At 62.1% G+C, this 26,971-nt stretch carries 22 protein-coding genes and 1 tRNA gene; 14 read left to right on the top strand and 9 right to left on the bottom strand.

What is annotated here, in order from left to right; translation table 11 throughout:
• Positions 1-40 precede the first annotated feature (40 nt).
• Positions 41-1,678 (bottom strand): ABC transporter substrate-binding protein, encoded by a 1,638-nt coding sequence (locus AC0L2U_RS04735; protein ID WP_128289085.1) that lies wholly within the window; start codon positions 1,676-1,678, stop codon positions 41-43.
• Positions 1,679-1,806: 128 nt separating this feature from the next.
• Here AC0L2U_RS04735 and AC0L2U_RS04730 point away from each other — a divergent pair, with 128 nt between their 5' ends.
• Entirely contained in the window at positions 1,807-2,706 is a 900-nt protein-coding gene (locus tag AC0L2U_RS04730) for a LysR family transcriptional regulator (RefSeq protein ID WP_127810990.1), read from the top strand.
• An 89-nt stretch (positions 2,707-2,795) separates the two neighbouring features.
• Here the strand turns inward: AC0L2U_RS04730 and AC0L2U_RS04725 are convergent, their stop codons facing one another.
• Both AC0L2U_RS04725 and AC0L2U_RS04720 read right to left on the bottom strand, forming a co-directional pair.
• The gene (locus AC0L2U_RS04725; protein WP_236382848.1) at positions 2,796-3,668 is read right to left on the bottom strand and encodes a phytanoyl-CoA dioxygenase family protein; all 873 of its coding nucleotides are present in this window, start codon (positions 3,666-3,668) and stop codon (positions 2,796-2,798) included.
• Positions 3,669-3,836: 168 nt separating this feature from the next.
• Complete coding sequence (locus AC0L2U_RS04720) at positions 3,837-5,927, bottom strand: O-antigen ligase family protein (protein WP_127810989.1); 2,091 nt, start codon at positions 5,925-5,927, stop codon at positions 3,837-3,839.
• A 289-nt stretch (positions 5,928-6,216) separates the two neighbouring features.
• On the opposite strand from AC0L2U_RS04720, the gene AC0L2U_RS04715 reads away from it, so the two are divergent.
• From AC0L2U_RS04715 to AC0L2U_RS04690, 6 genes are all read left to right on the top strand, one after another.
• Positions 6,217-8,658 carry a hybrid sensor histidine kinase/response regulator gene (locus AC0L2U_RS04715; protein WP_473601503.1) on the top strand — a complete coding sequence of 814 codons (2,442 nt, stop codon included), beginning with the start codon at positions 6,217-6,219 and terminating at the stop codon, positions 8,656-8,658.
• Positions 8,658-9,035, top strand: coding sequence for a response regulator (locus AC0L2U_RS04710; protein WP_473601502.1), 378 nt, complete (start codon positions 8,658-8,660; stop codon positions 9,033-9,035). The genes AC0L2U_RS04715 and AC0L2U_RS04710 overlap by 1 nt, the downstream gene beginning before the upstream one ends.
• Before the next feature lie 276 nt (positions 9,036-9,311).
• A complete protein-coding gene (locus AC0L2U_RS04705; RefSeq protein WP_473601501.1) occupies positions 9,312-9,704 on the top strand; it encodes a response regulator transcription factor in 393 nt (130 codons plus the stop codon).
• The gene (locus AC0L2U_RS04700) at positions 9,704-11,446 is read left to right on the top strand and encodes a YaiO family outer membrane beta-barrel protein (RefSeq protein ID WP_473601500.1); all 1,743 of its coding nucleotides are present in this window, start codon (positions 9,704-9,706) and stop codon (positions 11,444-11,446) included. The genes AC0L2U_RS04705 and AC0L2U_RS04700 overlap by 1 nt, the downstream gene beginning before the upstream one ends.
• A 2-nt stretch (positions 11,447-11,448) precedes the next feature.
• Complete coding sequence (locus tag AC0L2U_RS04695; protein ID WP_473601499.1) at positions 11,449-12,486, top strand: HEAT repeat domain-containing protein; 1,038 nt, start codon at positions 11,449-11,451, stop codon at positions 12,484-12,486.
• Positions 12,486-13,910 carry a glycosyltransferase family 2 protein gene (locus AC0L2U_RS04690; RefSeq protein ID WP_473601498.1) on the top strand — a complete coding sequence of 475 codons (1,425 nt, stop codon included), beginning with the start codon at positions 12,486-12,488 and terminating at the stop codon, positions 13,908-13,910. The genes AC0L2U_RS04695 and AC0L2U_RS04690 overlap by 1 nt, the downstream gene beginning before the upstream one ends.
• 15 nt (positions 13,911-13,925) lie before the next feature.
• On the opposite strand, the gene AC0L2U_RS04685 is transcribed toward AC0L2U_RS04690, so the two are convergent.
• From AC0L2U_RS04685 to AC0L2U_RS04675, 3 genes are all read right to left on the bottom strand, one after another.
• Positions 13,926-14,348 carry an Hpt domain-containing protein gene (locus tag AC0L2U_RS04685; RefSeq protein ID WP_127327114.1) on the bottom strand — a complete coding sequence of 141 codons (423 nt, stop codon included), beginning with the start codon at positions 14,346-14,348 and terminating at the stop codon, positions 13,926-13,928.
• Between the two features lie 47 nt (positions 14,349-14,395).
• A tRNA-Gln gene (locus tag AC0L2U_RS04680) sits at positions 14,396-14,470 on the bottom strand.
• Positions 14,471-14,598: 128 nt separating this feature from the next.
• Positions 14,599-14,943, bottom strand: a complete 345-nt coding sequence (locus AC0L2U_RS04675; protein WP_127290804.1) for a VOC family protein — start codon at positions 14,941-14,943, stop codon at positions 14,599-14,601.
• A gap of 223 nt (positions 14,944-15,166) precedes the next feature.
• On the opposite strand from AC0L2U_RS04675, the gene ppdK reads away from it, so the two are divergent.
• The 3 genes from ppdK to AC0L2U_RS04660 all read left to right on the top strand — a co-directional run bounded on the left by ppdK (position 15,167) and on the right by AC0L2U_RS04660 (position 19,977).
• Positions 15,167-17,845: a pyruvate, phosphate dikinase gene (gene ppdK, locus AC0L2U_RS04670; RefSeq protein WP_473601496.1), complete on the top strand. Its 2,679-nt coding sequence runs from the start codon at positions 15,167-15,169 to the stop codon at positions 17,843-17,845.
• Positions 17,846-17,963: 118 nt separating this feature from the next.
• A complete protein-coding gene (locus AC0L2U_RS04665; RefSeq protein ID WP_127395677.1) occupies positions 17,964-19,067 on the top strand; it encodes a glycosyltransferase family 9 protein in 1,104 nt (367 codons plus the stop codon).
• A gap of 169 nt (positions 19,068-19,236) precedes the next feature.
• A complete protein-coding gene (locus AC0L2U_RS04660; protein ID WP_127395678.1) occupies positions 19,237-19,977 on the top strand; it encodes a polysaccharide deacetylase family protein in 741 nt (246 codons plus the stop codon).
• 39 nt (positions 19,978-20,016) lie between these two features.
• Here AC0L2U_RS04660 and AC0L2U_RS04655 read toward each other — a convergent pair whose 3' ends face one another.
• Together AC0L2U_RS04655 and AC0L2U_RS04650 are read right to left on the bottom strand one after the other, a co-directional pair.
• The gene (locus AC0L2U_RS04655) at positions 20,017-20,406 is read right to left on the bottom strand and encodes a DUF427 domain-containing protein (RefSeq protein WP_127270456.1); all 390 of its coding nucleotides are present in this window, start codon (positions 20,404-20,406) and stop codon (positions 20,017-20,019) included.
• Positions 20,407-20,551: 145 nt separating this feature from the next.
• A complete protein-coding gene (locus tag AC0L2U_RS04650) occupies positions 20,552-20,908 on the bottom strand; it encodes a hypothetical protein (RefSeq protein ID WP_013532740.1) in 357 nt (118 codons plus the stop codon).
• Between the two features lie 183 nt (positions 20,909-21,091).
• Here AC0L2U_RS04650 and AC0L2U_RS04645 point away from each other — a divergent pair, with 183 nt between their 5' ends.
• Together AC0L2U_RS04645 and AC0L2U_RS04640 are read left to right on the top strand one after the other, a co-directional pair.
• The gene (locus tag AC0L2U_RS04645) at positions 21,092-22,720 is read left to right on the top strand and encodes a fatty-acid--CoA ligase (protein ID WP_127395679.1); all 1,629 of its coding nucleotides are present in this window, start codon (positions 21,092-21,094) and stop codon (positions 22,718-22,720) included.
• An 80-nt stretch (positions 22,721-22,800) separates the two neighbouring features.
• Positions 22,801-23,586, top strand: coding sequence for a DUF1499 domain-containing protein (locus tag AC0L2U_RS04640; RefSeq protein ID WP_128289080.1), 786 nt, complete (start codon positions 22,801-22,803; stop codon positions 23,584-23,586).
• Positions 23,587-23,657: 71 nt separating this feature from the next.
• Here the strand turns inward: AC0L2U_RS04640 and AC0L2U_RS04635 are convergent, their stop codons facing one another.
• Positions 23,658-24,656: a LacI family DNA-binding transcriptional regulator gene (locus AC0L2U_RS04635; RefSeq protein WP_128289079.1), complete on the bottom strand. Its 999-nt coding sequence runs from the start codon at positions 24,654-24,656 to the stop codon at positions 23,658-23,660.
• A gap of 198 nt (positions 24,657-24,854) precedes the next feature.
• Between AC0L2U_RS04635 and AC0L2U_RS04630 the strand changes: the two genes are divergently transcribed.
• Positions 24,855-25,895, top strand: a complete 1,041-nt coding sequence (locus AC0L2U_RS04630; protein WP_127327122.1) for an ABC transporter substrate-binding protein — start codon at positions 24,855-24,857, stop codon at positions 25,893-25,895.
• Between the two features lie 36 nt (positions 25,896-25,931).
• A complete protein-coding gene (locus AC0L2U_RS04625) occupies positions 25,932-26,969 on the top strand; it encodes an ABC transporter ATP-binding protein (RefSeq protein WP_127396569.1) in 1,038 nt (345 codons plus the stop codon).
• The last annotated feature ends 2 nt before the right edge of the window (positions 26,970-26,971 follow it).

The following is a 26,971-nucleotide window of genomic DNA, read 5'->3' as shown; positions in this document are numbered from 1 at the left end:
CGCCGGAAAATGCGCCGCCTGTCGGAAGGGTTGCCCGCGATCAGGCCGCGAGCCAGGCCCGGGTGAAGTCCTGCTCATAGGCCTGATGCATCTGGTAGCCCATCAAGGCAGGTTTCATATGGCAGAACAGCTTTCGCCAGTAGGGCTGAACGATGATGCCGGAATCCTGAAGCATGACCTGCAGTTCCTTCATCACCGCACGGCGCTGCTCCGGATCGGCGATGGCGTTGGCCTTGTGGACCTTGGCATCGAAGTCGGGATCGGCGAACCCTGTCTCGTTCCATGCCGAACCGGTCTGGTAGGCAAGCGCATAGGTCTGGATGCCGAGCGGTCGGGCGTTCCAATTGGTGGTCGCGAAGGGATACTTCGTCCAGTCGTTCCAGAATGCCGATTCCGGGATGACAGTGCGTTTCACCTTGAAGCCCGCGTCGCGCATCTGCTGGGCGACGGCATCGGAGCTTTCCTTGCGGTAATCGGCTTCGACCGAGATCAGATCAAATTCGAAATCGAGCTGGCCGGCTTCCTCGAGCAATGCCCTGGCCCGGACCGGATCACGTTTGATCGGCGGCAAGTCGGCGTGTTCGGGATGCATCGGTCCGACATGATCGTTCTGCGCGACGATACCCATGCCGTCGGCGCCCAGTTGCAGCACCGCTTCGTTGTCGACCGCAAGCTGTATGGCGTTGCGCACGCGCTTGTCGTCATAGGGTTTGGCGTTGACGTTGCAGCGCGAGACCAGGGTGGCGGCAGTGACGATCTCGCTTTTCTTCAGGCCCAGCCTGTCGAGCATGGCGACGTCATAGGACTGCGTCTGCCCATTCAGGTCGATCTCACCGGATTCGAATGCGGAGACGGTGGCGGCCGAGTCGGTGCCGTAGTCGGTCCAGTCGATGCCGTCGAGGAACACCTCGCCGCCCCACCACGACCCGTCCGGCCGCTTGCGCACCGAGGCAGCAACGCCGACATCGAGTCTTTTAAGTTCGAACGGGCCCGTGGAAACGGGGTTGGCCGACAGTGGCGCCGCCTTCGGATTGAATGTGTGGTGGACGATCAATGCCGGATAGTCGGTCATCGCTGGGATGATGGTGATGTCGGGCTGAGCCAGTTTCAGGGCCACGGTGTGGCCGTCGCGAACCTCGATGGCGCCAGTGCGCGCCACCTTGGTGTCGGGATCGATCAGCGCGGTCATGCGCCCGGCCATCGAGTTGCCGGCGGCATCCTTCTCGCACCAGCGCGTGATGTTGAAGGCAACATCCGTGGCGGTGAAATCGTCGCCGTTCGACCATTTCACCCCCGGGCGCACCTTGAGCACATATTCCGTCGCGTCGGCATTGATCTCCCAGCTCTGCAGCAGCACCGGCTCGAAGGTGAAATCCGGCTTCCAGCGCACCAGCGGTTCGAGAAACTGCATGGCGATGTTGCCCATCTGCGAAACCTTGAACTTGCGCGGGTCTTCCAGCTCCATCACCTGCATGGCAACACGCACCACGCCGCCCTTCCTGGGTTGGACGGCTTCCTCGGCTCGCGCCGGGACCGGCTGACCGATGAGCCCGTAGGCAATCGCCGTGCTGGCGCCGAAGGCGCTGGCCAGCGCCAGGAACTCGCGGCGGCCAAGCGCGCCGCTCTTCGCGCCTTTCGCAAATGTGCCGATCGCGGGATGAAGAGGTCTGGATGTCATATCGGTTCTCCCATTGTTGATTTTACGCCCAAATTCGGTGGAATGCCCTTGCCGCGTCGTTGCTGGGCGCTGTTTTCTACAGGACGCAGCCGATGGCGGCGGGGCCGCGACGGCGAGGGGAAGGCAAGATGAATCTTCTGACGGCGATGCGGGTGTTCGATCGGGTTTGCCTGCTGGGCAGCCTGTCGGCGGCGGCGCGCGATCTCAACATGTCGACGACGGCCGTCAGCCGTACCATCAAGGAACTGGAAGACGACCTTGGCGTCCGGCTCATCAATCGCACCACAAGGCGTCTCAGCCTCACCGAGGCGGGCCGCGACTATGCTCCGCGTGCGCGCAGCCTGCTCGACGACATATCCGAACTGCAGGATTCGACGCGCGGCCTGCACAAGGAGACGCGCGGCCTGATCCGGGTTTCCTGCTCCAATGTTCTGGGCCACACGCGCATAACCAAGCTGGTGCCGAAATTCCTCGAAGAAAACCCGCTCACCACGATCGAGTTCGACCTCACCGCGCGTTATGTCGTCGGCATTGTCGAGGAAGGCTATGATGTGGCCATCCGCTTCGGCGGTCAGGCGGATTCCGCCCTGATTGCGCGCCGGCTTGGTGAAGTCCGCAACTATGTCTGCGCCACGCCCGATTATTGGGATGCAAACGGCCGTCCGGTCCACCCGGATGAGCTGGCAAGCCATTCCTGCGTGCTGAGCAATTTCGCCAAGCGCCTTGGCACGTGGCCATTCATCGGACCCGATGGCCCTTTCGATGCGGCTATCGGCGGGCGCATCTCGACCAACAGCGTCGAGGCCGCCTACCAGATGACTACCGCCGGTTTCGGCATCGGCAACCTGCCCAGCCTCCTGGTCGACGCTGCGATCAGGGACGGCCGGCTGGAAGTGCAACTGGATGAGTTTCGCCCCGGCTCCAGCCCGATCTACGCGCTCTATCCGCACCGCACCTATATTGCGGCCAAGGTGCGCGCGTTCGTCGATTTCCTGATCCGCGAACTGTCGGCCGACTTCACCGCCTGAAATGCTGCCCGATTGTCCATGGCCAACTCCGCCAGGGGCCTGGCGCGAACGCCAGGCCCCCTCTGCCCCCGTCGCCCGACGCGGCAGCGTCATTTCCACCAGGCGGTGGTGTCGTACATCGGTCCCGGCTCCTCGAAGAGCTTTTCGTATTTGCACAGTGCCGGCGTCTTGCCGAGCGGCACCGAAACGCCGTCCCTGAACGCCCATTCGCCACGTTGCGTCGTATCGGCCCGCACATAGCTGGACAGCGCAAAGGCCCGGTCGTGCTGCGATTTGTTGGGCGAGGAGCCGTGCACGGTAAGCAGCCCCCATAAAGCAAGGTCGCCCGGCTCTAGCACCAGCGGAACGATGGTCGCTGGGTCGATGCCGACTTTGCGCAACTCTTCTTCGGCGGTCAGGCCCTTCATCAGCTCGCCGGTTCCCTCGTCCGACAGGCCGAGATAGCCGAGCTTGTGGCTGCCGGGCACGACCTGAAGGCAGCCATTGTCCAGCGTCGCCCGATCGACCGCGAGGCCTGTTGTCACGGTGGCGTCGGCGACATTGTCGAAGGCCGCCTGGTTACGGAAGCGCAAATCCTGGTGGAAGCGATAACCCGTGACATTGGCGCCGGGCGGCTTCCAGTGCAGCTGTTGGGCGATCTGCCTTATGTCACGGCCGATCAGGCTCTCGAGCAGCTTCAGATAGTCGGGATTGCGGCGGAATTCTTCGAAATAGGAATTGATCCAGGAAAACCAGTAAGCCTGCAGCACATAGCGTTGGCCAAAGTCCGATTCAGGCAGGATCTGGAAATTCAGGTTGCCGTGCCGGAAGGTGGCGTGATGCTTGAGGCCTTCGGCATAGACCGCATCGGTTTCCTTCTTCAGCCGGATCATCTCGTCGCCGTCGACGAATTGTCGAACGACCGCGTATCCTTCCTCGCGGTACTGCTCCACCGCCTCGCGTGCCTGCCTGTCCGTCAGCATGTCCGTGACAACCCCTGTCTGTGATCCGTGTCGATCGTAACGAAGGGGTTGCCGGCGATAAGCCATCGATTTTGGCATCGACTTTCCCGATTATCGGGAAATTGAGCGGGGCGTCAAAGGTGGATTGGTCGCAATCGGCTGGTCAGATACGTGCTGCGCCGGCAGGCCCTAAAAATAGGTCCGCGGCGCGACAAGGTTCTTCTGCTGGCGAACATAAAAACAATAGAAGCCGAACGCTGCGGCAAACCACATGAAGGCCTCGCCCATGGCCAGCCGGTTGTTGGAATTGGTGAGGATGGTTAGGGCGAAGAAGACCAGTGTGGAGATGTAGCAGGACCATGCGGCCGGAGCGACGAGCTTGGCTCGCATGGCCAGCAGAACCTGCCTGGCCGACCAGGTGTAGAGAAAGGCAAAGAACGCCAGTCCGACCACCCCATAACGCACGGCAATCTCCAGATAACCATTGTGGAAGACATTGAAGATCATGGGATGATAGGTTCTGTTCTGCCATTCGGTCAGCCAGCTGGAACTGGCTCCGAAGATCGGGTGGCGCTTCCAGATATTGATCGCATCCGCCCACAGCATCAGCCTTTCCTTGGCTGCAAGCGGAACCGCGTCGCTCGCGATGGCGCGGTCGAAGGCGGGGAGGACCCCATGCCTGAACACATCCGGAACCAAGGTTTTGACGAATGCCATGGTATCGTCGGCGGTGGACGAGAAGATGTTGTGTGCCGCGACAATGCCGGCCGCCACGATCACCAGCACGCCACCCGAAACCAACAGTTCGCGGCGATGGCCTCTCGCCAGGGTCATGACCGCCAACAAGAGCAGAGCGAGCGCAAGCGCAAGCCACACTCCCTTTGAGCGCATCTCGATGATGTTGACGAGGGCAAGCAGCAGGACGGCTGTCGACAGGACCCAATGCAGGTTCTTGGTTGCTTTCCCGAGGTCCGTTCTCTGGGCCGAGTAGGCCATGAATTGCAGCGTGCAGAGGAAGATGAAACCGGCCGCCACCGACGCGTGGATGGGATTGTTGAAAAGCCACGGGGTCGGTTGGATGCCTTGAAACATGTCCGAATAGAAGGTGTCCGCCGCCAGGAAGACGAGACTGAGGATCATGAACCAGAGCACGAGCCGTGCGGGTTGCCTGACAAACAGCAGAAACGCGAAGCCGGTCGTCGCATAGAACAGCGGAAACATGTAAATGCCTTCGGCGCCACCCAACTGGTGGGTGCCGAAATAGACGATCGCCAGTCGGATGAAGACATAGAGCGACCAGCCCAGACAGAGAAAGCCGACCCAACCGATCAGCGGTTTGCTGTAGGTCCACAAATCCACTCTGAACCAGCGGATGACCGCGACCAGGGCCAGCGCCAGGCCCGCATAGCGGTAGGTGTCGGCCTCGCGCCACACCGCGGAGACCAAAGCGAGAATGGCGAATGCCGCAAGCAACAGAAGCAAGGTGTGGCGAGGCGCGTTGTCCTTGGCATCATCCAGGGCATCTCGCGGCAGAGGGGGCGGCAGCAGGACGTGATGCAGGCGGCGCAGCTCGTCGCTGGCCCGCAACACCCCGGCACGTAGCCGGCTTGGCCCGCCCAGCCTTGCGGATTTGTAGCTTCCCGAGGGACCGGCTATGCCCGAAATCCCACTGCTGGCGGCGAAGCCAAGCACGTTTTGGCGGACCGAATAGACTTTCAGGCCGGTATCCCAAAAGCGCTCGAGCGCGACGTCCCATGGCATTTTCATTACGGCGAGCGCCGACAACAGACCCTGCGCGCCCTCTCGCGTCACCAGATAGGCGGCGGCCGAGCCTTGCGGGCCATGCAGCGCACGACCGATCTCGTCGCCTTCAACCGTTTCGACGGCGCGCATGAAGAAGCTCATGCGATGGTTGGTCAGCTTGATGACGTCGAAATCCGGCACCGCCGCGATGATGGCCTCGATGCGCCGCATGGTGTTTTTGCTGAAGAGGACGTCGTCCTCGACAATCAGGCCATGGGCGCTGCCACCGGCCAGGAACGTTTCCAGCGCCCGGATATGGCTACGGTAACAGGCATATTCGCCCGAAAGGATGTCGCGCCCGCTCAGCTTGCGCGCGGCTGGAAGATCGATCTCCGTCCAGTCTTTTTCAGCAAGCGCCCGACCGTCGACGGCGGCAATGCGCTGCAAGGTCAGTCCTGCCGCTTCGGCGCTGGCGAGCAATTCGCTCCAGCGCTGGGTCTCGCGATCGAGGTTGATGGCGAAGATAGGAAGATTCATTGAAGTTCCATGTTGAGCCGCCACCCACCTGGTCGACCTATGTATGGAAAGAAGGAGATGTTCAAGGCGACACTGTCCAGATCATGTGCAAGACCCGAATTTGCCGCGATGGCTCTTGCTCATCTGCGCTTACGACACCGTCGAATCATGAGCTGATCGGCTTCATGGAAGATCGCAAAGGTACTCGGGTCCCATGTGCCCGAAATCGAATAGAACGGCATGGCCGGGCAGCTTCTTTAGACCTCGGATAGGTTTTGTCGGTATTTATCGGAAAAAAGGAGCCGAAGTCATGACCGACATCTGGCACTCACTCCTCGCCAACCTTGCCCTGGTGTCCATCCTTGTGGTCGCCTGGGACCTTGTGGCGGATTTCACCGGGCGTCTCTCGCGGCGGATGCAGTCGCTGCTTCTCGGCGTGGTCATGTGCGTGGGCGCGATCATTTCCATGGCGACGGCCCTGTCCGTCTCCGGCTTCGTCGTCGATCTGCGCGCCGCCTTCATTGCTGCTGCCGCGTTCTTTGGCGGATGGCCGGCAATGCTCATCGCCACGTTCGGCTCCATTGTTTATCGCGTCCATCTCGGCGGGCAGGGTGCGGGTGCTGGTGTCATGGGTATCCTCATCACCGCAATCGTAGGCATTGCGTGGCACCACATCGTCGCGGCCCGATCGCGCACCATGTATGACATATTCGGTCTGGGCGTAACGGTCGCTCTCGCCGGGCTGATCACGCTCCTGGTCATCCCGGCGCAAGCCGTCACGGGCCTTGTGCAGCAGAGCACGTTCCCCTCCCTCGTGTTCCGCTTTCTCAGCACAATCATCATCGGCGTCCTGCTCGACCGACAGCAGCGCCGGCGGGAGCTCTTGATGTCCAACATGACCTACCGGGCCATGGTGCGCGAACTGCCGGATTGCCTGAACATAAAAGATGTCGACGGCCGCTTCATCGCCGCCAACCCCGCCACCGCCGAAATGGTTCGCGCCGCTTCGGTTGACGATCTGATCGGCAAGACGGATTTCGATTTCTACCCCAAGGAGGTGGCCGAACGCTTCCGGCAGGATGAGATGGGCGCGCTGGAGGCCGGGCAGACGTTGCGGATCGACCAGCCGGCGCATTTCCCCGATGGGCGGCAAGGTTGGCTCTACACGCTCAAGGCCCCTTTTCGCGACGAGGCCGGCAAGATCGTCGGCGTCATCACCTACAATCGCGACATCACCGAGCAGAAGCGCGCCGCCCAGCTCAAGAACGATTTCATTTCCACGGTTAGCCACGAATTGCGGACCCCGCTGACCTCCATCCGCGGCTCGCTTGGCCTGATCACGGCCGGCGTGGCCGGCGAACTGCCGCCCAAGGCCGCCAATCTCGTCCACATCGCCCACACCAACAGCGAAAGGCTGGTTCTTCTCATCAACGACATCCTGGATATGGAGAAGATCGAATCGGGCGTGATCACTTTCAAGATCAAGCAGATGCCTGTCCGTCAGGTCCTGGAGCAGGCCATCGCCGCCAGTTCCAACTACATGGCCGATAGTCGGATCAGGATAGTTCTGGTCGACGATGCGCCGCGCGCCGAGGCCAACATTGACCCGGATCGCCTGCATCAGGTGATGGCGAACCTCCTGTCAAATGCGATCAAGTTCTCACACACCGATGGCACCGTCACCGTGAAATTCCAGCGTCGTGACCGCGACATGCTGCGCATTTCCGTGGTGGACCAGGGCGCCGGCATCCCCGCGACGTTCCGCAACCGTATATTCGGGAAGTTCGAGCAGGCGGACGCCTCCAGCACTCGCAAGATAGGCGGCACGGGCTTGGGTTTGAGCATCGTCAAGGCCATCACTGAAAAGCTGGGTGGCGCCGTTTCCTTCGAAACGGAGGAAGGCAAGGGAACCTCGTTTCACGTCGACCTTCCCGAAGCGCGCAGGCAGGACCCCAAGCCGGATTCGCCGACCCGGCAACCGCAAGAAGCTGACAATCGCCTGAGGGTTCTCATCTGCGAGGACGAGCCCGACGTTGCAGCAGTGATCGCAGCACTTCTCGATGCGGAAGGCTTTTCCAGCGACGTCGCGCCCGATATCGAGACCGCCAAGGCGCTCCTGAGCTCCCGGAACTACGTGGCGCTGACGCTCGACATCAAGCTGGCGGGGGAATCCGGCATCAAGCTCTTCCATGACATCAGGGCATCGCCGGCGAACTCCGACATTGCGGTCATCGTCATCTCTGCCGTCGCCGACGAGGCCAGGCGCACGCTGAACGGCAGCGCCGTCGGCATTGTCGACTGGCTTGAGAAGCCGGTGGATTCGAAACGGCTTCACGCGGCTCTCGCCAAGATCCTGGGCCGCAGGGCCGAGCCGAGGCCGCAGATTCTCCATGTCGAAGACGATGAGGGCGTGCTTGCGGTGATGTCGGAAGGGCTGGGTTCGGGCGTCTCGATCACATCCGCAAAGACGCTGCAGGAAGCCCGGCAGGCGGTCGCGAAGCATCGCTTCGATCTGATTATCCTGGACATTGCACTTCCCGACGGATCTGGCCTGGACCTCCTTGTCGATCTGCCGCTAGAGACCGGGGTTATCGTGTTTTCGGCGGCGGAGCTCGACCAGAAACTCGGTGATCGCGTTCAGGCGATCATGACAAAGACCAGGGCGTCGGAGATCGATGTGGCAAAGCTGGTCAGTAGCATGTTGGTTTCGTCCCTCACTCAGCCTGGCGCGAACACCAAGGAGACACGCTGATGGCCGCACGGATACTCTATGTGGATGACGAGGACGATATCCGCGAAATCGCCCAGATGTCGCTGGAGCTCGAGCCGGAATTCGAGGTGAGATCCTGCCCGTCCGGCATGCAGGCGCTGGCCGATGCCGCCGAATGGCGGCCCGACCTCATTCTGCTCGACGTAATGATGCCGGAGATGGATGGGCCGGAGACGCTGAGGCGCCTGGCCGAGTCCGGGCCGATGGCTTCGATACCTGTGGTGTTCATCACCGCGCGCACCCAGACGCATGAAGTCGAACGCTATCTGGCGATGGGGGCGGTAGGGGTGATCGCCAAGCCGTTCGACCCGCTTGCGCTTGCCGGTGAAGTCAAACGATTGCTTCTATCGCGCGCCTGATCCGACGTTTGGCTTAGGCACCGAGCGCAGTCTGGCTGCAGACTGTGCGACGCCGTTCACGGCTCCTATACCATGTCGCCTTATTCATCTACTGATTGTGCCGAGGTGCAGGCGTAGCGAATCAGGTTGTCTATAATCGCGCGGCATGGGCGGAGCTCGGCGAGAGATTGAGAAGAATGTGTCTGTCTGCATGAACCGCGTTGGCGGATGTCGGTTCATGGATCAATCACTCCGGGGGGCAAGCGGCAAAACGAGGCGCGAACCGGAGCAAGGCTGGTGAACGGAGCGAAGGCAAGAGTTCTGATTTGCGATGACGATCCCCTCTTGCTCGAACTGATGGAATTCAGGCTCAGGGCAAAGGGATACGACGTCATCAAGGCGGTAGACGGGGCGGAAGCGCTCTTGAAGGCGGAGCATGAGGCGCCGGACATCATCGTGCTCGACGCGATGATGCCCAAGGCCGACGGACTGGAGGTTCTTGCCCGCATCAAGAGCGATCCCGCTTTGTCCGATACTCCGGTTGTCATGCTGACCGCCCGCAAGGGCGAAAGGGACATCGTCTCGGCCCTTGAGAAGGGGGCCGACGACTACCTTGTGAAACCCTTCATTCCCGAGGAGCTCCTGGCCCGGCTTGCGCGCCTGCTGGCGCGCAAGAGCGGGAAACGCTGATGTGGCGCGGCCGGCGCGCCGTCATTGCGGCATGCGTTTTCCTGGCGGTTGAAACGGCGCCTGCCGCCGCGCTGGCCCAGGCGGTCGACGAACTGTACGCCTCCGGCGTCAAGGCCAGGCAAGCCCAGCATTTCGACGAATCGGCGAAGCTGCTGCGGCGTGCGCTGGCGCTCAAGCCCGACAATGCCGATGCCCTGGTGCAACTTGGTTTCGCAGAGCTTGGCCGCAACAATCTGCCGGCCGCGCGTGAAGCCTTTTCCAAGGCGCTTGCGCTTGCGCCGACCTATCTGGATGCCGCCTTCGGCATGGCCCAGATCGAATTCCGCTCCGGCAATCTCGACGCCGCGCTGCAACTGGCAGAAGAGGTGTCGCGTGCCGAGCGGGGCAATGCCGACGCGGCGACGCTTGTCGCCAACATCCGCAAGGCCCAGCAGGCCGACAGCAGCAAGCAGAAGCCTGCAACCGCGAGGAAGAAGCTGCGCCCGCCGCGGCCGGATCCTGTCGCCGGCCTGATGGAGAAAGGCCAGAGATTGCGGGCGGCGGGACAATTACCCGAGGCGGAGAACGCCTATCGCCGCGCGCTCGGGCTGGCGCCTAAAAACACCGACATCCTGGTCGCCATGGGTCTCGTTGCGGGCTCCCAACAGAAATTCGACGAGGCCGGGCATTTCTTCGACCAGGCGCTGGCCATCAAGCCCGACCTTCTCGACGCCCGCCTCGGCAAGGTCCGCCTGGCGATCTGGCAGGGCAACGTGCCGCGCGCCCGCGCAACGATTGATGACGTGCTTGGCACTGTGCCTGACAATGCCGAGGCGCTCGGCCTCGATGCGCGGATTTCCCTGATCGAGCAGGATTACACGCGGGCCGAGCAGTCGTTTCAGCGGGTGCTGGCGATCGATCCGCGCAATGCCGAGGCGCTGGTGGGAATCGGCGATGTGCGCCGCGCCCGTGGCGACGACAACGCCGCGCGCGACGCCTACAGGCAGGCGCTCGCCCTTGAACCCGGCTCGCGTGATATCGAGCAGAGGCTGGCCGCACCGCCGCCGCGCAGATGGCGGCTCGATCTCGGCAGCGAAGTGAGCGATCTCACCGAGGGGCTTGGCGATTGGACCGACAGTTCGGTTGGCCTTGCCTATCGACTCACCCCGCAGACGACCATTTCGAGCCACACCCGGATGGCGACTCGCTACGGTCGCACCGATGTTCAGATCGACGGCCGCATCGACCAGGCCTTTTCGCCCACGGTTTCGGCCTATGTGCTGGCAGCGGCGACGCCGGATGCCGATTTCCTGGCCCGATATTCGATCGGCGCCGGCGCTTCGTGGCAGATCATGGCGCCCGGGAAGGCGTTTGGCCCGTTCTCGCTCAACGTCGATACCCGTTACGATGATTTCGCCAACGCCGAGGTCACGACAACCTCGCCCTGGGTGCACGCCTATGTCCTGGACGGCCGGCTGGGGCTTTCGGCACGTTGGGTTCACGCAGCCGACGATATCGGCACGCGCGCCGATGGTTATGTCCTGCGGGCCGATCTTGCAGTTACCCCGAGCGTCAATGTGTTCGGTGGCTATGCGGATGCCCCCGAAATCTCCGACGGCACGCTGGTGCCGACGCGTACCGTTTTTGCCGGCATCTCCTGGGACGTCACCGATCCGCTGACGCTGCGCGGCAGCCTCGCCCATGAGCAGCGCCCGACATTCGACCGAACCATATTCGGGCTCGGCCTAACCACGCGGTTCTGATCATGTTGTACATCTGGCACCTATCCATCCTGCTCAGTGCCCTTTCCCTGGCGATCATGCTTCTGCTGATCGTGCGTCGGGTATTGCAGGAGCGCCGGGGGGCGACGGGCGCCGATCAGCGGCGCCTTCTTCTGACGGCGCTGATCGCCTTCACCGAAAATCGGGATCGCGACGCATTGAAGACGGCGCTGCTTGCGGTGCCGGCGAGGGTGGCGGTCGATGCCGGCTTCGAGTTTATTTCGCTGTTGCGCGGCGAGGAGCACGACGAGCTCCTCTCAGCCTTCAACGAATGTGGCCTGCCGGCGCTTGTCGGCGCCCAACTGGAAAAAGGCAACGGCGCCGAACGCATCCACGCGGCCGAGATGCTGGCGGCGCTGCGTTCGGAAAACGCGGTGGCAAGCCTGCTTTCGGCGCTCGACCGCGACGGATCACGTGAGGTCAGGATCGCCGTCGCGATCGCGCTGTGCGATCTCGGCGCTTTGCCGCCGCTCGTCATAACGCTGCGCAAGATCGGCGTAGCGGGACAGCGCTCGCGACGCCTGATCGAGCTTTTCAGGCGCTTTCCGCCAAAGCGGTTCGACGAGCTCAGGGATTACGCCGGCCGGCTGGACGCCGTGCCTTTCATCAGGGCGGCTGCGATCGATGCCCTTGCCCGCGCCGGTGGCTTCCAATTCGGCGAGTTCTTTGCCCGCGCGGCCGGCGATCCGTCATCGGAGGTTGCCGCAGCCGCATTGCGGGCACTCGGCCTGACCGGGCATGCCAATGCGCCGGCCATCCTGATCAAGGCGATGGAAAATGGCGGCTGGGATGTACGAGCCGACGCTGCCGATGCGGCGGGCCGCCTCGGCCTGTCTGAACTCGCCGCGCCCCTCGCGCAGCTTATGGACGACGAGGCATGGACTGTGCGCTATGCCGCTGCCAACGCGCTCCGCTCGTTCGGCCAGAAGGGAGAGCAGGTGCTGCGCGAGATCGCCGCCAGCGACGTCTCGCGCAGGCAGCGCACGGCCTCGCTGATCCTTGCCGAGGGGCCTGCCATCTGATGTTCGACTGGAGCCAAGAGATCGTTCTGGGGGCCTCCATCCTGTCCTGGTTCATCATCGGGGCGGGGCTGGCGCAGACGGCGGTCTACCTGCTGCAGCTCATCATCGCCGCCTACGCCTTGTCCAAGCGCCCGCCGGTCGCGCGTTCGGCTCTGCTGTGGCACCGCTATGGCGACGTAGCGCCGCCGATCGCGCTGCTGGTGCCCGCCTACAATGAGGAAGTGAATGTGGTGGAGAGCGTGCACTCGATGCTGGCGCTCGAATATCCGAACTTCGAGATCATCGTCATCAACGACGGCTCGAAGGATCAGACTCTGCAGCGCCTTATCGAAGGCTTCAAGTTGGTGAAATTCCACCGGCCTTATGAGGAGGCCCTGATGCACAAGCCGATCCGCGGCCTCTATTCCTCGCCGATGACCGAACGGCTGTTCGTGGTCGACAAGGAAAATGGCGGCAAGGCCGATGCCCAGAATGCTGGCATCAATGTCTGCCGCGCGCCGCTCTTTTGTGTGATCGACGGCGACTCCATCCTCGAGCCCGATGCACTGATGCGCGCGGCCCAGCCCTTCATCGACGATCCCGAGCGCACCATCGCCGTCGGCGGCACGATCCGCATCGCCAACGGATCGAGGATCGAAGCGGGCAGGGTGCGCGAGATCCGCCTACCCAGCCGGTTGCTGGCACTGTTCCAAGTGGTCGAATATCTGCGGGCCTTCCTTATGGCACGGCTGGCCTGGAGCCGCATCAACACGTTGATGCTGGTGTCCGGCGCCTTCGGCGTGTTCCGCCGCGCCGAAGTGGTGGCGGTTGGCGGCTTCACCAAGGGATCGATGGGCGAGGACATGGACCTTGTGATCAAGCTGCATCGCCACATGATGGACACCAAACGCAAATACCGCATCCAGTTCATTCCGGAGCCGGTGTGCTGGACAGAAGCACCCGAGTCACTGCGCGTTCTGGCCAGGCAACGCACGCGCTGGCAGCGCGGTGCGCTCGAGTGCTTCTTCCGCTACCGCTCCATGCTCTTCAACCCCCGCTATGGGCGGGTCGGCTTCCTCGGATTTGGTCACATACTGATTGTCGATGTGCTTGGGCCCATATCGGAGGTGCTGGGCTATGTGCTGATCCCGGCCTTTTGGCTACTCGGCATCCTCTCGACCGAATATCTCTTGGCATTCACGTCGCTGGTTTTCACCTACGGCGTTTGCGTGAGCGTGTGTTCGCTGGTTCTCGAAGAAGCCGAGCTTCAGCGTTTTCCGCGCGCGCGGGACCTTGCCGTACTCACGGCCGTGGCGGTGATCGAGAATTTCGGCTACCGCCAGCTCAACAATTTCTGGCGCGTGAAGGGCTGGTGGCAGTATCTGCGCGCCGACCAGAGCTGGGGCGAGATGACCAGGACCGGCCTGACTGGACCGAAGAAGTGAGCCTCTTCGGCTGAGTCACTTCAGCGTCCGCTCGATCTCCGCAATAAGCGCATCGAGCGCAGTATGTGCGACATCCGACCGCTCGATCAGCAACGTCTCAAGCTCGGACGCTCGCACGCTGATATCCGGAAAGCCGAACGTTCCGGCCCCACCCGCCAGCGAGTGAGCGATCCCGATCAGCGTATCGCCGGAACTGCTGCCGGGCACAGCCCTCCTCTCACGGGCGGCCTTCAACTCCACGAGCCGATCCGCACACCGGGCAAGGAAACGTTGCTGCAAGGAAGCGAAGGGATCGTTTGAGATAGGCCGATGCTCCGTTGCGGGACGTCGAGGGTCATTCAAGCAGAAAGCGGCGCGGGTTGGAATGGACTGCTTGGTCGAGCACGCCCCCCTGTCGGAGGAGAACGGCACCAAGCTGGTCTGCAACGACACTGGCATGCCTGGGCTGTGGACAAGCGCGCTGCCATCACCAGAAAAAAAGTGATTGGCTGGGGCGCCAGGATTCGAACCTGGGAATGTCGGTACCAAAAACCGATGCCTTACCACTTGGCGACGCCCCAATTGCCGTCAGAGTCGCTTGTGCGGCGCGTTATTAGCAGAGCAGCCAAAAAGCACAATCCTTATGAGTGACGGTTGGAACGCTCGAATTGGGCAGGCAACGCAGCGCTGGCAAATGATATGCAGCGGGCTATTCGGACCACACCGCCATCTCGTTTCCGGCTGGATCGACGAAGTGGAAGCGCCGGCCGCCGGGGAACGGGAAGATCGGTTTGACGATCGTGCCGCCGGCGCTTTCGACAGCGTCGAGGGTTTGCTCCAGATCCCTGCTGTAGAGCACGGGCAGCGGCTTTGATGGCGCTTCCGCGGCATCTGCCTGGAAGCCTCCGTCCAGGCCTTCGGCAAAGGCCGAATAGGTCGGCCCATAATCGGTGAACGACCAGGCAAAGGCGGTACTGTAGAAAGCCTTCAGCCGGTCCAGCGTTCCACCGGTCGCGGGCATTTCCAGATAGTCGAGTTTTCCGGGCAGTTTCATGGCCCACCTGTTTGTTCACTGTATGTTCTACTCCAGAATTCCTGACTTGGCAAGTCTTTTTGCCGCATGCTGGGGCACGGCTTTGCTTAATCGATTGTAGTGGCCGGGCGGCTTTGCCGATGCCTTGCGTTTCGCACTGCAGCATCATATCGCTCCAAGGACGGACCGGCGGAACTTTCCGTTTCGCCAATCTTTCCAATCTCCTGCAACCGGAGAGCGATGCATGACCAAATGGGTTTTCACCTTTGGCGATGGTGCGGCGGAAGGCCGTGCCAGCGACAGGAATCTCCTGGGTGGCAAGGGCGCCAACCTGGCCGAGATGTGCAGCCTGGGGCTGCCGGTGCCGCCGGGCTTCACCATCACCACGGAGGTCTGCAACGCCTACTACGCCAATGGCCGTATTTATCCGGCCGGGTTGGAAGCCGATGTCGCGGTCGCGCTCGATCACATCGGCCGGCTGACCGGCCGTCGGTTCGGCGACCCGTCGAAACTGCTGCTGGTGTCGGTGCGTTCGGGCGCTCGCGCCTCGATGCCCGGCATGATGGACACCGTGCTCAATCTCGGCCTGAACGACGAGACGGTCGAGGCGCTGGCCGCCGATTCCGGCGATGCGCGCTTTGCCTATGACAGCTACCGCCGCTTCATCCAGATGTATTCCGATGTCGTCATGGGCCTCGATCATGAGGTGTTCGAGGAAATCCTGGAGGATCAGAAAGGCGGTCTCGGGCACGAACTCGACACCGAACTCACGGCGATCGAATGGCAAGGCGTCATCGCGCTCTACAAGGCCAAGGTCGAGGAAGAGCTCGGCAGGCCTTTTCCGCAGGATCCGCATGAGCAGCTCTGGGGCGCGATATCAGCCGTGTTCTCGAGCTGGATGAACAACCGCGCCATCACCTACCGCCGGCTGCACGACATTCCCGAAAGCTGGGGCACGGCGGTCAACGTCCAGGCCATGGTGTTCGGCAATATGGGCGAAACCTCGGCCACCGGCGTTGCCTTCACGCGCAACCCTTCGACCGGCGAAAAGATGCTCTATGGCGAGTTCCTGGTGAACGCGCAGGGCGAGGACGTCGTCGCCGGCATCCGCACGCCGCAGAACATCACCGAAGCGGCACGTATCGCAGCTGGCTCGGACAGGCCGTCGCTGCAGAAGCTGATGCCTGACGCGTTCCAGTCCTTTGTCAACATCTCCGACAGTCTGGAGAAGCACTACCGCGACATGCAGGATCTCGAATTCACCATCGAGCGCGGCAAATTGTGGATGCTGCAGACCCGGTCCGGCAAGCGCACCGCCAAGGCGGCGCTGAAAATTGCCGTCGAGATGGCGCAGGACAGGCTGATCACCAAAGAGGAAGCCGTCGCCCGTATCGACCCGGCCTCGCTCGACCAGTTGCTGCATCCGACCATCGACCCCAAGGCCGCGCGCGATGTCATCGGCATCGGACTGCCGGCGTCGCCCGGTGCCGCTACCGGCGAGATCGTCTTTTCCTCCGGCGACGCCGAGGAATTGAAGACGCAAGGGCGCAAGGCGATCCTGGTGCGCATCGAAACCAGTCCCGAAGACATCCACGGCATGCATGCGGCGGAAGGCATCCTGACCACGCGCGGCGGCATGACCAGCCACGCCGCGGTGGTGGCGCGCGGCATGGGCAAGCCTTGCGTCTCCGGGGCCGGCTCGCTGCGTGTCGACTACAAGGCTGGCACGCTGATGGCGATGGGCTCGACCTTCCGCAAGGGCGACATCGTCACCATCGATGGCGGCAATGGCCAGGTGCTGAAGGGCGCGGTGCCGATGCTGCAGCCGGAACTTTCCGGCGATTTCGCCGCCATCATGGAGTGGGCGGACGCGGTCCGCCGCATGAAAGTGCGCACCAATGCCGAAACGCCGCTCGACGCGCGCATGGCGCGCTCCTTCGGCGCCGAAGGCATCGGCCTTTGTCGCACCGAGCACATGTTCTTCGATGGCGACCGCATCGTTGCCATGCGCGAGATGATCCTGGCAGACACCGAAAAGGACAGGCGCGCCGCACTTGCCAAGCTTCTGCCCATGCAGCGCTCGGACTTCCTGGAACTGTTCGAGATCATGGCCGGCCTGCCGGTGACGATCCGCCTGCTCGATCCGCCGTTGCACGAATTCCTGCCGAAGACCGAGGAGGAGGTGGCCGAGGTCGCCGCCGCCATGAAGGTGTCGCCGGACAAGCTCAGGCAGCGCACCGAGGCACTGCACGAGTTCAACCCGATGCTCGGCCATCGTGGCTGCCGCCTGGCTGTCTCCTATCCCGAGATCGCCGAGATGCAGGCGCGGGCCATTTTCGAGGCGGCCGTGGAGGCCGGCAGGAAGGCCGGCGCTCTGGTGGTCCCCGAGATCATGGTGCCGCTCGTCGGCCTGGTGAAGGAACTCGATTACGTCAAGGCGCGCATCGATGCGGTTGCCAAGAGCGTCATGGAGGAAACCGGCGTCAAGATCGACTATCTCACTGGCACGATGATCGAGCTCCCCCGCGCCGCGATCCGTGCCCATGTCATTGCAGAGTCAGCCGAATTCTTCTCCTTCGGCACCAACGACCTGACCCAGACGACCTTCGGCATCTCGCGCGACGATGCGGCCTCGTTCCTGGAAACCTACCGCCAGAAGGGCATTATCGATCAGGACCCGTTCGTCTCGCTCGACATCGACGGCGTCGGCGAACTGGTGCGCATGGCCGCGCAAAAGGGCAGGGCGACGCGGCCAGACATCAAGCTCGGCATCTGCGGCGAACATGGCGGCGATCCGGCCTCGATCCGCTTTTGCGAAGAGGTCGGCCTCGACTACGTGTCCTGTTCGCCCTATCGCGTACCGATCGCCAGGCTGGCGGCCGCGCAGGCTGCGGTGCTGGTTGCGAAGGCAGGCCGCCGATAGGATCCATCCAGCTTACCGTTTTGTAAGGCAATTCACGCGAACGTGCTGGCGGCGTCGCGCAATCTCGACATTGTTCCTGCCCAATTTGCGGCTATCCGCAAATTGCTCCCGGAAACAGATGCTGCAGATTTCTCCCGCGCCGTTCCACTCGATCCTGGTCGTCCAAACCAAGTTCATAGGCGATCTCGTCCTCGCCTCGGCGCTCGCCAAGAACCTGCGGCTCGCATTCCCCGGCGCCAGCATCGTCTTTCTGTGCGAGGCTCGCTTCGAGAGCTTCGTGATCGCCCATGATATAGCTTCCGAGGTGGTCACATTCAGGCGCGACCGCATGCGCGGCACGTCCTTGGAGCGCGGGAAAGAGCTTTACGCCATGGTGCAGGCGTTGCGCCGCTTCCGTTTCGACCTGACCATTGACCTGACCGACTCGAAGACGTCGCGCATCGTCACCGGGCTCGTCAACGCCAAGACCCGTGTCGGTTACAGTCCTTCCGAAAGACCCTTGCGTATGTTGGAGCGGCAACCCGCCAATGTTTTTGCCAAGCCCTACGGCTTTGATGGTCAGCATTTCCTGTACCGCTACCTCTCGCCGCTCGAAGCGCTCGGCATCGAACTTCGCACGGTGATTCCAAACCTTGAGCCGCTGCCAATGGAGACGGCGAAAGCATTGGCGCTGCTGGGTAAGCACCATCTGAGGCCAAACGCATTCATCGCGGTACATGCGGGTGCAAGCTTCGAGGGCCGACGTTGGCAGCCGGAGCGGTTTGCAGCAGTGATCGTCGAGATTGCCGGCGAGACCGGCCTGGACGTAGTCCTGGTGGGCGGCCCGGACGAGCGCGAGATCGCCGAACGTATCGTCGCCAGGACCGCGCCGTCGGTCGTCAATCTCGTCGGTGACCTGTCGCTTGAAAGCCTGCTGGCGGTGCTGAAACAGGCCCGGCTGTTTCTCGGCAATGAGAGCGGCCCGATGCACATGGCCGCAGCCACCGGAACCCCGGTTGTCGGATTGTTCGGTCTGACGGAGCCGTCGCGCTGGGGTCCCGTCGGCGTGCCCAGCATCTCGCTCCAGCCGCCGATGCCTTGCGCCTGCATGGCCGAAAACCTCTGCCGCGCGCCGGATCCCAGCAAGGCATGCTGCGTCTGGGGCCTGGAGGTCAAGCCTGTGGTCGATGCGGTGCGCGAGGTTCTTTCGCGCACCGAAATGAAGCTGGAACACGCCATCTGAGATCATGCGCCGCATGCACGACCGCTCTCGACGCGGTGGAATGACCTGTCGCCCACAGGAATGGTCACATTGTCGCGGAGCGCTTTTCTGCTATGCGCCATCCCGATTTCCGCCTTCATGCGGGTCGTTGGGATGCCTGCTTGAAATGACGGGTCCGGGAATCGGTTTGATGCGCCTGCTGCAAAAAAATCTCTGCATGATCGCCCTGTCGTGGGCGATGGCATCCGCCAGCCATGCCGCGCCCCTCGTCGAGCCGACGCTGCACATCAAGTCGCAGGCGAGCGGAGCCGGCCGTGTGGCGCTTACGCTCGACGCGTGCGGTGGACAGACCGACAACCGGATCCTTTCGGCGCTGGTGGACAACAAGATCCCCGCCACCATTTTCGTGACCGGCATCTGGCTGAAGCGAAACGCCGCCGCCGTCGAGATCATGCGGGCGCATCCCGATCTGTTCGAACTGGAAAATCATGGCGGCCACCATGTCCCGGCGGTCGACACGCCGCGGAAAATCTATGGCATTCGCAGCGCCGGCAGCCCGGATGCGGTGCTGGCCGAGGTCGAATCGGGAGCCGCCGCTCTTACCGGGACCGGCGAGCCGGCGCCGAAATGGTTTCGTGGCGCAACCGCCGAATACAGCCCGTCGTCAATCGCCATGATCCGCAAGCTTGGCTTCAAGGTCGCGGGATTCTCGATAAATGGCGACGGCGGCTCTTTGCTTGGCGCCAAGGAGACCGCCCGGCGCATCGCGGCGGCCAAGGATGGCGACGTCATCATCTCGCACATCAACCAGCCGACCCATGCGGCCGGCGAAGGCGTGGTGCAGGGGCTGCTGGCGCTCAAGGCCAAAGGCTTGACCTTTGTGCGGCTCGACGATGCCGAGGGCATCGGCAATAACGGCACGACGGAGTGACTGGCCAGCCGAGCGGATCTCGATGCCTTCGGCGTTGGCTCAGTCCGGTTTGGCTTCGATCGTGACCTTGCTTGCGTAGAATGCGCCGTGGTTGCGGATTTCAGCCATTTCGTCGAAAGGCCGCTCGTAGGCCCACATGGCGTTCTGGCCGGTCTCGCCGGCAGGCAGCACGCTCCAATAGCTTGCATCGCCCTTGTAGGGGCAATGGGTCGAGTGGTCGGTGCGGCCGAGCTTGCCGAAATCGATGTCGGCGAACGGAATGTAGAAGGCCGCCGGATAGGGGGCCTCGGTCAGCACCTTGGCCTTCGTTGTTGAAGCGATGACCACGTCTCCGACACGCACGGTAACGGTGCCGGCATAGGGCTCGACAGTGATGATTTTGTCCGGGTTGCGTTGGAAACCGGGTGCGGGGTTGGCGATCTGATCCATGCGGGGGGCTCTCCTTGCGTCGACTTAAGGTGTGTCGCGCAAGCCCGTTGCGCAAGGCCGCTATCGCCATCCAGCCCGCAAAACTTGCCGAGGCCGACATTGATGAATCGGACCCTGGAATCTTCGAGGTACTTGTCGTCAGCGGTCAGGCGGCGGCCTTGAACACGTCCATGAGACCGGCATAGGCGGCAGCGATCCCGGCGACCGGGTTGCTGCTTCTCGAGACGGTCTCGACCTTCAGGGAACCGCCGCCGGTAGGCAAGGTGAGCAGCAGGAACTGGCGGTTTCCGCCATCGCCGACTGACGCGGCCGCGACGTGCTGGTCCTCGCCCTGATTCTGGACGCACATCTTGAACAGCAGCGTGCCGCCGACCGCTTCCAGCGCGCCGCCGACAACTTCAACAAATTCATCTTCGGAAACAGTCTTTGTGTCCGGCACCAGATCGGCCAGACTTTCGGCAAGCGTACTCTCGAGAGCCTTGTCGTCGAGCTGCGCGTCCATGCGAACCTCTTTCAGTCGCCAATCGCACCCCTTTGCCCGTTAACGAAACTTAACGCCGACGATGGCCGGATTGTGGCGGTTTTCCACCAATGCGGCGCTCAGGGGTGCTGGCGGCTGGACAATCCGCCGGTTCGCTCCACAATAGCTCGAAAAGCACAACGCAAAAGCGTGAGGGAGGATCGAATGCTGGGACTGATGCAGGAATGGCCACTGCTTTGCCATAAGCTCATCGACAATGCCGAGCGGCAGCATGGCGTGCGCGAGATCGTGACGCGCTCGATCGAGGGGCCGATCGTGCGCACCACTTACGCCGACATCCATCGCCGTGCCCTGAAGGTCGCCCAGCGGCTCGAGCGCGACGGCTATGGGCTGGGCGACCGCATCGCCACGCTGGCCTGGAACACCGCACGCCATATCGAGGCCTGGTACGGCATCATGGGCATCGGCGCCATCTACCACACGCTCAATCCGCGGCTGTTTCCCGAGCAGATCGTCTGGATCATGAACCATGCCGAGGACAAGGCAGTCTTCGTCGACCTGACCTTCGTGCCGCTGCTCGAGAAGATCGCCGGCGCCGTCAAGTCGCTGAAACAGGTGATCGTGCTGACCGACAGGGCGCATATGCCGCCGACGACATTGCCCAACGCGGTCGCCTATGAAGATTGGCTTGACGAAGCGGATGGCGACTTCGCCTGGAAGACCTTCGACGAAAGCACCGCCGCCGGCATGTGTTACACGTCCGGGACCACGGGCGATCCCAAGGGCGTCGTCTACAGCCATCGTTCGAACGTGCTGCACGCCATGATCGCTGCCATGCCCGACGCCATGGGACTGTCGTCGCGCGATACGATCCTGCCTGTCGTGCCGATGTTTCACGCCAATGCCTGGGGCCTTGGCCAGAGCGGGCCGATGATCGGTGCCAAGCTGGTCATGCCCGGCTGCAAGATGGATGGCGCCTCGATCTATGAACTGCTCGACACCGAGAAAGTGACCTTCAGCGCCGCCGTGCCAACCGTCTGGATGATGCTGCTGCAGCATCTGGAGGAGACCGGCAAGGAGCTTCCCCATCTCAACAAGGTTGTCATCGGCGGCTCGTCGTGCCCGCGCGCGATCATGACCAAGTTTCAGCAGAACTACGATGTCCAGGTTATCCACGCCTGGGGCATGACCGAAATGTCGCCGCTCGGCACGCTGTGTACCCTGAAGCCGGACCATGCTGGTCTTGAGGGCGAAGCCCGGCTCGACGTTCAGCAGAAACAGGGCTACCCGCCCTTCGGCGTCGAAATGAAGGTGACCGACGACGACAACAACGAGCAGCCCTGGGACGGCAAGACTTTTGGCCGCCTGAAAGTGCGTGGGCCGGCCGTTGCCCGTGCCTATTATGGCGACGCCGGCGTGGAGCAGTTCGATGAGGATGGCTGGTTCGACACTGGCGACGTCGCCCACATCGACGCCGGCGGCTACATGCAGATCACCGATCGCGCCAAGGACGTCATCAAATCCGGCGGCGAATGGATTTCGACCATCGACCTCGAGAACCTGGCTGTCGGCCATCCCGATGTCGCCGAGGCGGCAGCCATCGGCGTTCAGCATTCGAAATGGGGCGAACGGCCGCTGCTGGTCGTCGTCCGCAAACCGGGCAAGGAACCGACCAAGGCTGACATTCTCGGGTTCATGGATGGCAAGGTGGCCAAATGGTGGATGCCGGACGATGTCGCTTTCGTCGGCGAAATTCCGCACACCGCAACCGGCAAGATCCAGAAGATCACCTTGCGCCAGCAATTCAAGGACTATCGCTTGCCGACCGATTGACGCGATGTCGCATGTTTCGGCTTCATGCCATCGCAAATAGGCACTAAGTCTCCGTTCGGGTTGGGGCAGCACGGAAAACGATGGTTAGCATTCCTGAACGGCAAACGTCGAAGGCGGCCGGCTGGTCGCGGCGCACGGCGGCTTTTTCGTTGGTGCTGCTGCTGACGGTCTTTGTGGGCCATCGCTTCGATCTCGTCGAAACACCTGTCTTTCTGTGGGTGCTCGGCATTGTCGCGCTGCTGGCGGCGATGGCGCTGTTGTTTGCCGGGTTTGCCTTTTCGCGGCTGTGGAATTTCGGCGACCGCGGCGGCCGCGACCTGACGGTCGGCGCGCTGCTGGCACTGCTGGTGCTCGCACCCTACGGCGTCGCCGCCTACTGGGCGACGATCTATCCGCCGCTCAGGGATATCTCGACGGATTTCGACGAACCGCCGACGCTCGACGTGAGCGACCGGACGAAGGATATGAACGTGCTTGCACCGTCGACGCCTGGGGAACAGCGGCTGCAGGCCGATAGCTATCCGCTGGTCAGCGCACGCAGCTACGACCTGCCGTTCGAGACTGTCGTCAATGCCGTCGAATCCGTACTCGACCGGCGCGACTGGGAGCTGTCGGAGCCCTATCCCGATCTCGCCGGGCAAAGCGAGGTGACCATCACCGCCGTCGCCAAGGGCTTCGTGATCGGCCTTCCCGCCGATGTGGCGATCCGCGTGACGGACGATGGCGACACGGTCATCGTCGATATGCGGTCGGCATCCCGCTACGGCCGCTACGACCTTGGCGACAATGCCGCGCGAATCACCGAATTCCTGGCGGAGCTCGACCAGGAAGTCGCCGGTCAGGTCGGCGCCGCGCCAGCCGAGTGACTTTCAGAACCGGGTTGTAGTCAGGCGAATCCGTATGTCGCAGCAGAATGCAAGTTGGGTCTGCGGATAGACTATTCAGCGGGCTCGTATCTCCCCTGCAACAAGATCGTCGAGACCGGGCCAAGCGGATCGATGATCCGGCTCTCCAGGACCTCGATGAGTTTGCGTCCAACCCCGGCCATATCCACGAAATGAACGCCGATCTTTGCCGGCAGGAAGCGTGCAAGCCGCGTGCTGTCACGAGCGACGATGTGGACGTCGCTCCCTGGCACAAGACCTCTTCTGCCAAGAGCATGTAACGCCCCGAGAAGGCCCAGTTCGTTGGCGCATGCCAAGCCGGTCGGCCGATCTGACGACGCCAGTAGGCGATCGAACCAGCCTGCGCTCGATTCCATCGTGAACATGCCGTGACCGATCAGCGATTGGTCGATCGGAATACCGGCCTCGGCCGACGCCCTTTGATACCCGGCAAGACGCATGGCACTCGCCTGATCTTCCGGAACGAGAAGTTGCAATGCAATGCGTCGACAGCCCTTATCCATCAGCCGTCGGGTCGCCTCGTAGGCAATCTGTTCGTTGTCGATATCAACGTAAGGATATGCGACGTTCAGGTCCGTTCTTCCGAATGTGACGAATGGCATGCCTGCATCCAGCAGCAGCTTGACTCGCGGATCGCCCGACACCATGCGCGTGATGATCAGTCCGTCTGTGCTGCGCGCTTGAAGCTGCCGCTGCACACTCTCGACAGGATCGTCATCGGGAGTGGTGGAATAGATGGAGAGACTATAACCCGCTTGCCGCGCCGCCAGCGTCATGCCCTCGATCAAGGGAAGCTTCAATAGATCGGACAGATGGTCTTGTGTCTCCATCGGGTATACTGCCGTTATCGTCAGCGTTCGGCCGGTTTTGAGCGCGTAGCCATGATGATTTGGCAGATAACCGGCCCGTTTCGCCGCGTCTTTCACGCGTGCAATGGTCAAGGGATGGACTTCTGGCCCGTCCTTCAGAGCGCGGGAAACCGTCGTCACCGAAAGGGAAAGTTCCACCGCGAGCTGTTTTAGATTGGCCATTGTCGCCCGCCTTCATTGCTAAATCGCCGGCTGATTTCCTGCTGAAGCGCCGTGACGTTACCGGATTCGATATCCCGGTCAATCCTAACTCCTCGGGGAAGCAGCTTGACTCGGTTTAGATTGAGTGCAATCGTAACGTTACGATTAAAGAGAAACGGCGATTTTGAGCGACATTTCATAATTTCGGGAGGAGAACCTATGTCTTGGCTACGCATTTCCTTAGCAGCATTTGCAATCTCGGCTGCTTTGCCCGCCCATGCTCAAACAGTCACCATTACGACAGCGGGTGGCGACTATGGTAATGCCATGAAGGAAGCTATGTGGGGTCCTGCTGCAAAAGAGCTTGGATACGATGTCCGCGAGGAGACCCTAAGCGACGGCCTAGCCGCCTTGAAGATGCAGGTCACCTCGGGGGCTATCACGACCGACGTCATTCACCTTGGCTCACCGGAAGGCGCACAGGCTGCCGCACAATCGCTGCTGGAGCCTCTCGACTACAAGATTATCGACCCAAAGTCGGTGCCAGATGGCGCAAAGTCCGACTACTGCTATCCGTTCGACTCCTATGGCACCGTCATGTCATGGAATACCAAGACATACGGCGAGAACCCGCCGAAGACGTGGGCGGAATTCTGGGATGTTGCCAAGTTTCCTGGTCGTCGCGCGCTGCGCGCCAATGCTCAAGACTCGATCGAGATCGCACTGCTCTCCGACGGCGTGGCGCCGGCGGACATTTATCCCGTGCTCGGCACGCCGGAGGGTCTGGATCGCGCCATCAAGCGGCTCGAAGCAATCAAACCAAATGTCTCGGTGTGGTGGACCTCGGGCGCTCAGTCGGCGCAGTTGCTGAAAGACGGTGAGGCGGATTTGATCGTTACCTGGAACGGTCGGGCGGAGACAGTGAAAAAAGATGGCGGCGCGGCCGACTACACGTTCAAGGGTTCCGTCATTGGCACTGACTGTCTTGGAGTGCCGAAGGGGGCGCCGAACAAGGAAGCGGCCATGAAGCTGATAGCTGCGATGACACAGCCTGCGCGCGTGGCCAAGCTGACCGATTTCATCGCTTACGGCCCGGTCAATCCTGCTGGCTATGAGGGTGGCCTTATTCCCGCGGACCGTCTGAAGACCCTTGCGACCGCGCCTGAAAATGCCGGCACTTCGGTGTTCTCGAACGCGGATTGGTGGGTCAAGAACGGCGAGGCTGCCCAGAGGGCCTTCGATGAAATGATGAGCCGCTAAGCTTCGAATACATCGGCTCTAGGGCTGGAGCACATGATGAAGTCGCTCGCGATCACCATCGACAGCGTTCGCAAAACCTATGGGACCTACGTCGCGCTGGACGATGTTTCGCTCGACATCAAGGCTGGCGAATTCCTCACGCTGCTAGGCCCATCGGGGTCGGGCAAGACGACCTTGCTCATGGCCTTGGCCGGATTTGTCCGGCCAGATTCCGGCAAACTCTTGTTGGGGGATCGGGACATCACCCGCCTGGCGCCCAACAAGCGCGACATCGGCATCGTCTTCCAGAACTATGCCCTGTTTCCCCACATGAACGTCCTCGCGAATGTCGAGTACCCGCTGGTACTGCGCAAGGCGCCGAGATCTGAGGTCCGAAAGCGGGCGTTTGAGGCGTTGGCCCGCGTCAAGCTGGAAGATCTGTCGGAGCGCAACATTGCCGCGCTATCGGGCGGACAGCGCCAGCGGGTAGCACTGGCGCGGGCGATCGTCTTCGAACCACGCGTGATGCTGATGGACGAGCCGTTGTCGGCGCTCGACAAGAGTCTGCGCGAAACCATGCAGTATGAAATCAGACGTCTGCACGATGATTTGGGGATCACAACCATCTATGTGACGCATGACCAGCGCGAAGCGCTGATTATGTCTGACAGGGTCGCGGTCATGGATTCCGGCCGTATCCAGCAGATTGATACGCCACAGCGGATTTATCATCATCCATCGACCCGCTTCGTCGCGGAATTCCTAGGCGAGGCCAACATTATAGCCCCAGGCCTCGTGCGCAGAATCGACGGCGCCGATACATCGCCCGAAGCCCTGATGATCCGCGCGGAAAGCTTCCATCTTGATGCAAAGCTCGTCGGACGAGATGGCGTCGCGCTCGAAGGAACACTGCGCGCCAAGGTGTTTCGCGGCGAGAACTGGCTTCTGACGCTTGTGCTGGACGGCGGGCAAGAAGTTCTTGTCTGCATTCCGGCAGCCCTGGCCAGCGGCTGCGCCGAGCTTGCCACCGGCCAGTCGATGACCGCCTTTGCACCAGCCGCAAAAGTTCACGCGATGCCAGGAGCTAGGGCGTGACC

The sequence above is a fragment of the Mesorhizobium sp. WSM4808 genome, assembly GCF_055811675.1.
The sequence above is the reverse complement of the archived record's forward strand: the minus strand, read 5'-3'. Positions and strand labels throughout refer to the sequence as shown.